General features: G+C 57.3%; 10 protein-coding genes. 6 read left to right on the top strand and 4 right to left on the bottom strand.

Translation table 11 applies throughout. The features are described 5' to 3' along the window. A partial coding sequence (locus ACP5E6_RS13550) for a transposase family protein (protein WP_427954822.1) occupies window positions 1–520 on the bottom strand: 520 nt, incomplete at its 3' end. Between the two features lie 92 nt (window positions 521–612). On the opposite strand from ACP5E6_RS13550, the gene ACP5E6_RS13545 reads away from it, so the two are divergent. Next, window positions 613–753 (top strand): putative PEP-binding protein, encoded by a 141-nt coding sequence (locus ACP5E6_RS13545; RefSeq protein WP_427954821.1) that lies wholly within the window; start codon window positions 613–615, stop codon window positions 751–753. Here the strand turns inward: ACP5E6_RS13545 and ACP5E6_RS13540 are convergent. Next, on the bottom strand, window positions 741–2,564 hold the full coding sequence (locus tag ACP5E6_RS13540) for an NAD(P)/FAD-dependent oxidoreductase (protein WP_427954820.1): 1,824 nt from the start codon (window positions 2,562–2,564) through the stop codon (window positions 741–743). The two genes, ACP5E6_RS13545 and ACP5E6_RS13540, sit on opposite strands and share 13 nt — an antisense overlap. Before the next feature lie 402 nt (window positions 2,565–2,966). Between ACP5E6_RS13540 and ACP5E6_RS13535 the strand changes: the two genes are divergently transcribed. From ACP5E6_RS13535 to ACP5E6_RS13515, 5 genes are read left to right on the top strand one after another with little or no spacing between them, the layout of a single operon-like run. After that, the gene (locus tag ACP5E6_RS13535; protein ID WP_427954819.1) at window positions 2,967–3,854 is read left to right on the top strand and encodes a carbohydrate ABC transporter permease; all 888 of its coding nucleotides are present in this window, start codon (window positions 2,967–2,969) and stop codon (window positions 3,852–3,854) included. Beyond that, the gene (locus ACP5E6_RS13530) at window positions 3,854–4,702 is read left to right on the top strand and encodes a carbohydrate ABC transporter permease (protein WP_427954818.1); all 849 of its coding nucleotides are present in this window, start codon (window positions 3,854–3,856) and stop codon (window positions 4,700–4,702) included. Before ACP5E6_RS13535 ends, ACP5E6_RS13530 begins: the two co-directional genes overlap by 1 nt. Before the next feature lie 4 nt (window positions 4,703–4,706). After that, on the top strand, window positions 4,707–6,824 hold the full coding sequence (locus tag ACP5E6_RS13525) for an alpha-galactosidase (protein ID WP_427954817.1): 2,118 nt from the start codon (window positions 4,707–4,709) through the stop codon (window positions 6,822–6,824). A 13-nt stretch (window positions 6,825–6,837) separates the two neighbouring features. Further along, on the top strand, window positions 6,838–8,796 hold the full coding sequence (locus ACP5E6_RS13520; RefSeq protein ID WP_427954816.1) for a beta-galactosidase: 1,959 nt from the start codon (window positions 6,838–6,840) through the stop codon (window positions 8,794–8,796). A gap of 15 nt (window positions 8,797–8,811) precedes the next feature. After that, a complete protein-coding gene (locus ACP5E6_RS13515) occupies window positions 8,812–10,053 on the top strand; it encodes an ABC transporter substrate-binding protein (RefSeq protein WP_427954815.1) in 1,242 nt (413 codons plus the stop codon). A 277-nt stretch (window positions 10,054–10,330) separates the two neighbouring features. Here ACP5E6_RS13515 and ACP5E6_RS13510 read toward each other — a convergent pair whose 3' ends face one another. Next, a complete protein-coding gene (locus tag ACP5E6_RS13510; protein WP_427954826.1) occupies window positions 10,331–10,870 on the bottom strand; it encodes an IS630 family transposase in 540 nt (179 codons plus the stop codon). Continuing rightward, the gene (locus ACP5E6_RS13505; protein WP_427954824.1) at window positions 10,867–11,004 is read right to left on the bottom strand and encodes a winged helix-turn-helix domain-containing protein; all 138 of its coding nucleotides are present in this window, start codon (window positions 11,002–11,004) and stop codon (window positions 10,867–10,869) included. Before ACP5E6_RS13505 ends, ACP5E6_RS13510 begins: the two co-directional genes overlap by 4 nt. Window positions 11,005–11,015: the final 11 nt, after the last annotated feature.

Genomic DNA, 11,015 nt, shown 5'->3' with positions numbered 1-11,015 from the left:
CCATGATCGTCCCGTATCTGAACCCCTTCTGCCAAGCCCAGTCATCTATCCCGACTACCCGCACCGTTGCTACCTCGGCGGGCGCGCCAGCATGGCGCTTGAGATGGCGCAATATCGAGTCATCACTCTGTGGCAGCCCCAGGCTAGCCATCAAGCGCTCCGCCGGACGACTGACGGCGAGGTGGCCGAAAAGCCTAGTCAAATCGGCCACCCGGCAGGTCCTTCGAGCAGACGTTAGGGCGATTTGGGGAAGCCGGTCGCTGAACGTCTTACGCGCGCACCCTTGGTTCTGACATCGCCATCGTAAAAGGCGCACTCGCAGCGTGACCGGCGTCCCCTGAGCCGGCAGGTCCTGCAGAAGGCGAACGTGCCAACCGTGACGCCAGCTAGATCGCACATCACATCCGGGACAACGAGCGCTCCCCTGCCCCACGGCCGAGACCGTCCAGCGCCCGTCGCGGCACTCCGACCCCAAGAGCTCGTGGCCAGATCCAAGCGCCCATTTTGCATTTTTGATCATGCCACATCGGCCCAGGCTCCGTCTGAGCCGTCAAGCAGCACCACGATCACACGAATTGAGGCAGAGCCCTATAAGGAAAACTCACAGCCGGGATGCCGCTTTCATTCTGCGGCGAGGCGGCCGGGGATCCCGGCATCGCACAAGACCTGGTCCGGGCCGGGTTGCGGCGTCTGTCGATGGCGCCTGCATCGTTCGGCCCGGTCAGACATGCACTCGAACATCAGGTCAGATGATGGACCTCCTGCAGGCCGTAGACAGGGGTTGCAAGCCCGATCTGCCGCGCCTTGAGCTGCAAGGCGAGATAGAGCGAGTAATGCCGTGACTGATGCAGGTTACCCCCGTGAAACCAGAGATTTTCCTGCTGGGTCGGCTTCCACATGTTTCGCTGTTCGCCTTCCCACGGCCCGGGATCCTTCGGCGTATCGGAACCGAGTCCCCAGACCTTACCAACCCGGTCCGCCACGTCCTGGCTGATCAGGTCGGCCGCCCATCCGTTCATTGACCCATAGCCGGTCGCATATACGATGAGGTCAGCCGGCAGTTCGACCCCGTCCGCCATGCGCACACCCGTTTCGGTGATCTCCTCGACGGGGACGCCGCTCTTGAGCTTGATACTGGCGTCGATCACGAGATCGGATGCGCCGACATCGATGTAATATCCCGAGCCGCGACGCAGATATTTCATGAACAAGCCCGAATCGTCAGCGCCAAAATCCAGCATGAAACCCACCTTCCGCAGAGCCGCGTAGAAATCGGCGTCTCTCTCACGAATGGCGTCGTAGACCGGACGTTGAAACTCGTGCATGATCCGGTACGGCAGCGATGCAAAGATCATATCGGCGCGATGTGTCGTGACGCCGCGATCGACAGCACGCTCGGAATAAAGATCTCCGAGCCCGATTTCCATGAGCGAGTTGGAGCGCACGATGTGTGTGCTCGATCGCTGCACCATCGTCACGTCGGCGCCGTGCTCCCATAACGCTGCACAGATGTCGTGCGCCGAGTTGTTCGATCCAATGACAACAACTCTCTTGCCCGCGTATGCATCAGGTCCCGGATGCTGTGAGCTGTGATGCTGCTCGCCTCGAAACCGCTCGATCCCCCTGAAAGCTGGAATATGGGGTTTCCCGGACATGCCCGTCGCAAGAACCAGATGTGTTGGCCGCAGTTCGAGGGTCTCGCCATGGCGATCGACGATCACGCGCCACGTGCTGTGGTCCTTGTCATAGACGGCGCTTTTCGCGGTCGTGCTGACCCAGTAATTGATGTCCATGACCTTGGTGTACATCTCGAGCCAGTCGCCGATCTTGTCTTTTGGCGAGAATACCGGCCAGTTTGCCGGGAAGTCGATGTACGGCAGGTGATCGTACCAGACGGGATCGTGCAAACAGAGGGATTTGTACCTTTTGCGCCATTGATCGCCCGCGCGCTCGTGCCGATCGATCACGACCGACGGGACACCGAGCTGGCGCAGCCGCGCCCCCAGCGCGATTCCGCCCTGACCGCCACCGATGACGAGCACGTAAGGCTGGGTTTCGAACCCGATGGTACGCGCCTCATCCGCCTGGCGTTCGGCCCAGCTCTTGCGGCCGCGTATGACGCCGTGCTCGGCGCCCAGCGGTCGGCGGGGCCCCTTCGGCTCTTCATGCCCTTTGAGTTCGGAAAGTGCGGTCAGCAGCGTCCATGCGAGCCCATCGCGCAGACGAACCAGCCCCTCACCGCGACCGACTTTCGTCTCGAAGGTCAGCCAGGCCTCGATGATGCCATTGGCCTCCGATGCCGGCTCGGCGAGCGAAAAGACGACTGGTCGGGCGTCATCCCGTGTTGCCGCGAGCATGTCCCGCACACCTTCCCGGTTCTCCACGGTCTTGATGTTCCAGGTAAAGGCCACCAAGTCGCGCCAAAAGCTGATCGGGGCGAAAAGTTGCGACACCGCCTCGGCATCGCCCGAAGCGAGCGCAGCGTTGAAACCGTCGATCCATCGCCGCGCCAACTGCTGCTGCCGGTTCGTGCTGGACTCGATTGTTGTCGTTTCTGCGTCCATTGTTCCCTCCATTTTTTCCATCGTCCGTTCTGCAATCCAGGCAGACCCGGTACTTTGTTCAGTTATACAGCCTGCCCGCCTCGTAACAGGAGCAGCGCGACGTTCATGCGATTGTCGCGTTTTGATAAAGTTTCAGTGCAAGCGCAGTGTACCAGATGACACCATAGCCGCGATTTGACGTGTTGGGAAAGCGACTGACGATGGTTATCTCTGAAACGGCTGCGTAAAAGTTTGCGCACGATGACGCCCGATCCTATCGGGTAAATTCGGCCGCTTGACAGTGTTCGTCCGACGACCGATTATGATCACAGAACACAATTCCATAATATGGAAATTCGTTGTATGCGAAGATTGTCATATATTAGTGATGATCTTGAGAGCAGGCGAAAGATTTGAGGGGAAATGTCGCGGTCTTATATCAGTCCCGGGCGCTGGCGACAGCAGTCAATCCCTTATATTTTCATTGCCCCAGCGCTGGTTATGTTCAGTATATGGGTTTTATGGCCGATCGCCGACAGTTTAATCATCAGCGTCTATCATTGGAATGGGATGAGCAAGGCCCGGTACGTCGGACTACATAATTACCGAGAATTGTTCGAAAGCAACTCGTTCTGGCGTTCCATTGTCAACAATATTCTCTGGTTGATCCTGATGCTGCTGGCCCCGGTCTTTGGCCTACTCGCGGCACTCGTTCTGAATCAGAAAATTCTGGGAATGCGACTCGCGAAAACACTGTTCTTCTTTCCTTTCGTTCTTTCGCAGGTCGTGATCGGCCTCGTTTTTTCCTGGTTCTACCAGCCAGACGGCGGATTGCTGAACGTGCTGCTCAATCACATCGGCGTGCACGGAGTCGCAATCCTGTCAAACCCGCATATAGTCACCTTCGGCATCATCGCCGCCGGTCTGTGGCCACAAACCGCATACTGCATGATCCTGTATCTTACGGGGCTGAACAATCTCAACCCCGAACTGATCGAAGCCGGCCGGCTCGACGGTGCCCGCGGTTGGCCCTTGCTGTGGAACGTGGTGCTACCGCAGCTTCGCCCGGCGACTTTCATAGCACTCGTTGTCACCGTGATCGGCTCACTCCGTAGTTTCGATCTCGTGGCGATAATGACATCTGGCGGCCCGTTCGGTAGTTCCTCCGTGCTAGCGTGGCTGATGTATCAGCAGGCGATAGGTAATTTCAGGCTCGGTTACGGCGCGGCGATCGGCGTGGTCCTGTTCGGGATCATGGCGATTTTCATTGCCTTCTTTCTTTGGCGTATCCTGAGAGATGTGGCGCGCTGATGTATCCGAAACCAATCCGGCCCCAACAGCGCGGCATTCGAACTGCCTATGCCTCCGGCGTCACTGTGATGCTCGTCATCTGGTTGCTTCCACTGTTCGCAGTTCTGTTAACATCGCTGCGCACACTCGCGGCGATCAATGCCGGCCATTACTGGACATGGCCGCACGAGCTGGATGTCTTCAATTATGTCTCGGTGTTCCAGCAATCCGACATGGGCCGTTATCTTCTGAACAGTCTGATCATAACGATCCCGTCCGTGGCCGGCGCCATTACGCTGGCAACCCTCGCGGGCTTCGCGCTTGCGAAATACCGATTCCGCGGCAACACCCTGCTACTGGCGATTTTCGTCGGCGGTAATTTTGTACCGTATCAGGTGCTGATGGTTCCAGTGCGGACATTTTCGCTGGAATTCGGCCTCTACAATAGCTTTGGTGCCCTGATCCTGTTTCATATAGCCTTCCAGAGCGGTTTCGCGATCTTTTTCATGCGGAATTTCATCGCGGTACTACCGGACGATCTACTGGAGGCCGCGCGGGTTGATGGCGTGTCGGACTGGAACATTTTCCGCCATATTATCCTGCCGCTAGTCCGCCCGGCGATAGCGGCGCTTTCAGTGTTGCTCTTCACGTTCGTCTGGAACGACTATTTCTGGGCACTGGTTCTGGTCCAGGGCAACGATGTGCGCCCGGTGACCACGGCGCTCCAGACGCTTGAGGGTCAGTTTATTTCATCATGGCAGCTGGTCTCGGCCGCTGCGATCATAGCGGCCCTTCCCCCGGTAATGATGTTCTTCGCGATGCAGAAACATTTCATCGCCGGGCTGACGCTCGGCGCATCAAAAGGATAGGGCGATGAACGAATTTCTGCGCTTAGATAGCCTTCACTCCACCTTGATTATTGCGATCGACGATGGAATCCCCCGGGTGTTGCACTGGGGCGAAATCCTGCCAACCGATGAGATTGCAGGCGCGTTAGCGGAAGGGTTGACCCGCCCCACGCCCCACGCCGGCCTGGAGTGCGAAGCCCCGATCGGCCTGATGGCGGACGCCGGGCGAGGATATTCCGGTCATCCTGGACTTGCACTGCACCGGGCAGGGCAGGATTTCCTGACCGATCTGCGGGTTCATGACCGGAGACACACCGATGTCGAGATCACCCTCGATCTCGCGGATGAGCCGGCAGGCGTTGCCGTGACGCTGGCTTATCGGATTTATCCAGACTGCGACGTGTTGGAAGCTACAACCCATATCACGAACACAGGCAGCACGCCGCTGCAACTCGATTGGTGCGCCTCGATTATTGTGCCGGTGCCTGGCCGGATAGCAGAGCTGATCGCGAGCGGTGGCCGTTGGTGCCGCGAATTCGTACTTGACCGTACAGAACTGCCGGTGCGGTCATGGCTTGCAGAAAACCGAACGGGGCGTACCTCACACCAGAACGTCCCGGCCCTGACGCTGGGAAGTGTCGGGTTTTCCGAAACCGATGGATTGTTGATGGGCGCCGCTCTCGCATGGAGCGGCAATCATCGGATCCTGCTTGATCGCTTGGCCGATGGGCGACGGGTGCTGCATTGCGGCGCACTGTTCCTGCCAGGTGAAATCATACTTGCTCCTGGAGCAGGATTCGACGCACCGAAGGCCTTTACCACCTGCTCGACGGCCGGGCTCGGCGGCTATAGCGCAAACTGGCACCGCTTCACCCGGACGTATATTCTGCCACAGATGAACGGACCGCGAAAAGTCCATCTCAATACTTGGGAGGCCGTGTATTTTGATCATGACATACCGATCCTGAAACGTCTGGCCGATTCTGCCGCAGCCATCGGCGTCGAGCGGTTCATTCTCGACGATGGCTGGTTTCTGAACCGGAGTGACGATCACCGTGCGCTCGGAGACTGGGTACCAGATCCCTCTAAATACCCCGACGGTCTGACCCCTCTGATCAGTCACGTTCACGGGCTCGGGATGGACTTCGGGCTTTGGGTCGAGCCAGAGATGGTCAATCCCGATAGTGAGCTGTTCCGCGCACACCCGGACTGGATACTGCATCAGCCAGGACGCTCGCCGATCACTGGTCGGCATCAATATGTGCTCGACCTCGCCCGACCCGAGGTATTCACCTATCTGCTCGCAGCGTTGGACCAGCTGCTAACAAAAAATGAAATTGCATATTTGAAATGGGATATGAACCGCGATCTCACCGCCCCTGGGCATCACGGCGTCGCTTCAGTCGACCGGCAGACCCGTGGCGTATACCGCTTGATCGACGAGTTGCGCAGCCGACATCCGACAGTGGAAATTGAAAGCTGCGCTTCTGGTGGCGCACGCGCGGATCTCGGCATCCTTCAGCGCACCCATCGCGTATGGCCATCAGATTGCAACGATGCGCTTGAACGGATCGCAATTTTACGGGGATTTGGCCTATATCTACCGCCCGAGATCATGGGCGCACATATCGGCCCAAGCCCGGCCCATACGACCGGTCGCAAACTCGATTTCGGTTTTCAGGCGGCAATTGCATTGTTCGGGCATTTCGGACTGGAACTAGATGTCACGGCGCTCAGCGAAGCGGACCGCACCCTGCTTGCGCGTTGGATCGCCCGCTACAAGCACTATCGGCCGTTGCTGCACGGCGGGGTATCGGTCCGGCTTGAGCCGGACGATCCCGGTATGGTCGCCAATGGCGTGATCGCGCAGGATCGTGGCGAAGCTTTGGTGTGCTGTGCCCGGGTCACCACTTCTTCCGCCATCATCACTCCGCCGCTGCGAATCACAGGGCTCGATCCGGGTAGTCGCTATTCGGTCCGTATCATCGAGCGAACCGATCATCACAGCCGACAGATGCGGGCAACGACCAAATTCATCGATGGCGAGACGATAAGCTTGTCCGGCGCCGCGCTGGCAGCATGCGGGGTGCAACTACCCAATCTGGCGCCGGAGTCGGCGGTGCTGATCCATATTATACGTTAGGAGCCGGATACTCATGAAACTTGGAGTCTGTTATTATCCGGAACACTGGCCTGAGCAGATGTGGGCACAGGACGCGACACGTATGCGGGATCTCGGCCTCTCGCTCGTGCGGATTGGCGAGTTCGCGTGGAGCCGGATTGAGCCAGTCCGTGGCAGGTTCGTGTGGGACTGGCTGGATCGCGCGATCAATACGCTTGCTGATGCCGGGCTTGCCATCGTACTCGGTACGCCCAGCGCCACCCCACCGCGTTGGCTGATTCGCGACGCACCCTCCATCCTCGCAGTCGGTACAGATGGGCGGCTGCGGGGTTTCGGCTCACGCCGACATTACTGTTTTTCCAGTGACATTTACCGCACGGAAGCCTGCCGGATCGCCGCCGCGATGGCTGAACGCTATGGCCGCCATCCCGCAATATCGACCTGGCAGATCGACAACGAATATGGCTGCCACGGCACGGTTCTCAGTTACTCCGCAGCCGCCATCGCTGCGTTCCGAGTCTGGCTGGCCAATCGCTACGGCAGTATCGATTCCCTCAATGTTGCATGGGGCAATGTCTTCTGGAGCATGGAATATCCGGATTTCGAGACCATCGAGCCGCCGGTCGCGACAGTGACCGAGGCCAATCCGGCGCACCGACTCGACTGGCGACGGTTTTCATCGGATCAGGTAATACGATTCAATCGCGCACAGATCGAAGCGATCCGGCCCAATGCGCCCGGCGCCCAGTTCGTGCACAACACAATGGGATTCTTCACAGACTACGACCACCGGGCGCTGGCGAGAGACCTCGACGTGGTGGGCTGGGACAGTTACCCGCTCGGGTTTCTAGATAGTTTCGAGTTCCCAGACGCGGAAAAGCAGCAATGGTGCCGCACCGGACACCCGGATATCGCGGCGTTCCACCACGATCTCTATCGCGGGATTGGCACCGCCTCATTCGGCGTGATGGAGCAACAGGCCGGCCCGGTGAACTGGGCACCTCACAATCCGGCACCGCTTTCCGGTATGGTCCGGTTCTGGACGCTCGAAGCCTTCGCCCATGGAGCCGATTTTGTTGCCTATTTCCGCTGGCGGCAATGCCCCTTCGCGCAGGAACAGATGCATTCGGGTCTACGTTTGCCAGACGACCGCCCTGATATCGGCTTCGACGAAATCGCTTCTCTCTCCGACGATTTTGCACGACTCCACGCCATCCCGTCCAACACGCGCACTCAACGCTCTGCCGTGGCTCTGATGTTTGATTACGAATCCAACTGGTTGGTCGAAATTCAGCCTCACGGTGAGAATTTCAGGTATCGAGAGCTGATCTTCCAGACATATACCGCTCTCCGCGGGCTCGGCATGGACGTTGACATCATCGGTGCGGATGCCGAAGGCACCGGCTATCGCCTCATCGTGATTCCGTGCCTGCCAATTCTTGATAGCTCTCGGCTCGACCGGTTGCGAGCAACTGGCGCACAGATTCTATTCGGTCCGCGTACCGGCTCGAAAACCGCACATTTCGCGATCCCCGATACGCTGGCGCCCGGCGATCTCGGCACTGCCATGGGGTTCTCGATCCCTCGGGTCGAGTCACTGCGCACCGGCGTCACGATCGGTGTTCATGGCGAAGCGATCGAAGGCGCGATCACCCATTGGCGGGAACACGCTTGTGTCAGGACTGCCAGCGTCGCCGCATATACGACCGATGGTGCCCCCGCGCTACTGGAGGCTGGCGATTTCGCCTATCTCGCCGGCTGGCCGGATGCTGTATTGCTGGACTCTGTGCTGCGCCGGCAGGCCACGCGCGCCTCCGTACCTATCCGCCAATTGCCAACGGGACTACGGATCAGACGGCGGGGTGATTTGCATTTCGCGTTCAATGCCGGACCCCAGCGCGTGACTATTCCCTTCAGGGAAAATATCCAATTCTTATTGGGCAGCGCTGATCTGGAAGTCGCCGGCGTTGCCGCCTGGATCGAGCTAACCTGATAAACGGAGGAAATGATGAGAAAACACTATACAGTCGCATTGCTTGGCACTGTTGCAGGCATTCTGCTCTCCGCCACGGCATCGGCCAGCACGCTGACGATCAATATGGTGCCACAACAACCTGGAAAGCAAACCGGATTCGATGCTGTCGTTGCCGCATTCGAAAAGGGAAATCCAGATATTCACGTAAAGGTGAATAATTACGCTAATGCCGATGAAAAGATAGCTATCCGCAACTGGTTGGCGGCAGATCCACCGGATATTGTCTATTGGTATCCTGGTGTTCGGATGCTGAAATTCGTTAAGCCAAAACTGTTCGCGCCAGTCACCTCAATTTGGGACAAACTGGATCTCAGCCACAAGCTCGCGCCCGGCGTAACTCAACAGCTCACCTATGATGGACAGCAATGGGGCGTTCCGTGGGCATATTACATGTGGGGTATGTATTATCGCAAGGATATATTTACGAAATATCATCTGACCGTGCCGAAGACATGGAAGGAATTTCTTGTGGACTGTGCGACCCTCAAACAGCATGGGGTGACGCCGATCGCCTTGGGCGACCAGGACCTGTGGCCAGCAGCGGGATGGTTTGACTACCTCGATATGCGGACCAACGGATACAAGGCGCATGAGAAACTCATGCAAGGTAAAATCTCGTACGATGCACCCAGCGTCCGAAAAGTATTTCACGAATGGGCTGATCTGATCTCACATGGATATTTCACCCCAAACGCTACTTCCTATCGCTGGCAGGAAGCGCAGAACTTCATGTTTACCGGAAAGGCGGCGATGTCATTGATCGGATCTTTCGTGATCCCTGCAATCCCTCCAGATATGAAGAAAAATATCGGATTTTTCCAGTTTCCAGTTATCAACTCGAAGGCCGGCCCAGGTGAGGACGCGCCGATCGACATGTTCGCAATCCCTGCCCAAGCCAAGAATAAAGTTGATGCCATAAAATTCCTTGAATTCATCGAAAATCCTGAAATTCAGGGTAAATTCGCTGCTGCCATCGGCGAGTTACCGGTAGTGGCAAACGCGCCTCTGCCACACAATCCATTGCTCCGCCAACAAGCTGCAATTCTAGCGAGTACCCCGCATTTTGCGCAGTTCTATGACCGGGACAATAAATCCGCCATGTCAAAATATGGGATGAAGGAGTTTCAGCGTCTGCTTTACGATCCGCGGCAGGTCAACACCGTAATCAAACGCATGGCCAAAAAAGAGAGACAAGTTTATAAAACTGAAAATTAGGTAATTTGTATAAGCTGTTAAATTGAATGGGATGCTGTCGCGGCTTTTCTAGGAGAAAATCTGGTTAGGATAAACCTGACATTTCGCCGCCAACTTAGCCGCCATTGACTGCTCGCGCAGTAATCTGCGGTGATTTTCTCCTTCAGCGCCGCGTCAATCTTCCAACTCGTCTTGCTCATGTTCCGTTCCGATTATCACGATAAAAGAGATGATCTTCAACTTGGCCCCCGGTTCATTTTTCGGGGGCCACATCGCCTTATACCATCCCCGGTTGAGTTCAACACACTGCCCAATCGCGTGATCCGATTGAATTGATGCGCTGTGGATCGGCAATCAACCAGTTCCATGCGGTTTTGCATGCTTCGATGATTTCATCATAGGTTTCCCACACGATTGCACAGAGTTTGTTTTGTCTCAGATAGTCCCAGACGTTCTCCATCGGGTTTAGTTCTGGACTATAGGGAGGGAGGGTTAACAATGTGATATTACTCGGCACCTGCAATTCGCCGCCCCGTTGGTGCCAACCCGCACCGTCGCATACAACAACGGCGTGCGCGCCTGGTGCCACCTGTGTGCTGATTTCTGCGAGGTGCAGGTTCATGAGTTCAGTGTTCACCGCCGGCGTAATCAGCCCGGCACCGACCCCGCGTTGTGGACAGATCGCGCCAAAGATGTAGGCAGAATCACGGCGGTTGTCGCGCACCATCAACGGTCGTGAGCCACTCGGAGCCCAGATGTAGGCATGAGTTCCTTGTTGGCCGACACGCGCTTCGTCCTGGAACCAGATCTCGATCGCCTTACCCGCAGTCGTGTTCAGCAGGGCCTCGCGGACCAGGCTGGAGAAGTTTTTTTAAAACTCGCCTCGGCCTCAGCATCTTTCTTCGGATGCACGGGCCGCGGCTGCAAGCGGGTCAGACCGAGCTTGCCCAACCATACGCCAATAGTGTTCACATGAACCGTCA

This window comes from Acidiphilium sp. (assembly GCF_049977125.1).
In the GTDB taxonomy this organism is placed as follows: domain Bacteria; phylum Pseudomonadota; class Alphaproteobacteria; order Acetobacterales; family Acetobacteraceae; genus Acidiphilium.
This window is presented reverse-complemented; position numbering and strand designations above follow the sequence as displayed.

What these genes read in the sequence shown, in the direction of transcription:
- ACP5E6_RS13535 (WP_427954819.1), top strand. Translation starts at nt 2,967, where the DNA reads ATGTCGCGGTCTTATATCAGTCCCGGGCGCTGGCGACAGCAGTCAATC.
- ACP5E6_RS13515 (WP_427954815.1), top strand. Translation starts at nt 8,812, where the DNA reads ATGAGAAAACACTATACAGTCGCATTGCTTGGCACTGTTGCAGGCATT.
- ACP5E6_RS13545 (WP_427954821.1), top strand. Translation starts at nt 613, where the DNA reads ATGCCGCTTTCATTCTGCGGCGAGGCGGCCGGGGATCCCGGCATCGCA.
- ACP5E6_RS13525 (WP_427954817.1), top strand. Translation starts at nt 4,707, where the DNA reads ATGAACGAATTTCTGCGCTTAGATAGCCTTCACTCCACCTTGATTATT.
- ACP5E6_RS13540 (WP_427954820.1), bottom strand. Translation starts at nt 2,564, where the DNA reads ATGGACGCAGAAACGACAACAATCGAGTCCAGCACGAACCGGCAGCAG.
- ACP5E6_RS13520 (WP_427954816.1), top strand. Translation starts at nt 6,838, where the DNA reads ATGAAACTTGGAGTCTGTTATTATCCGGAACACTGGCCTGAGCAGATG.
- ACP5E6_RS13530 (WP_427954818.1), top strand. Translation starts at nt 3,854, where the DNA reads ATGTATCCGAAACCAATCCGGCCCCAACAGCGCGGCATTCGAACTGCC.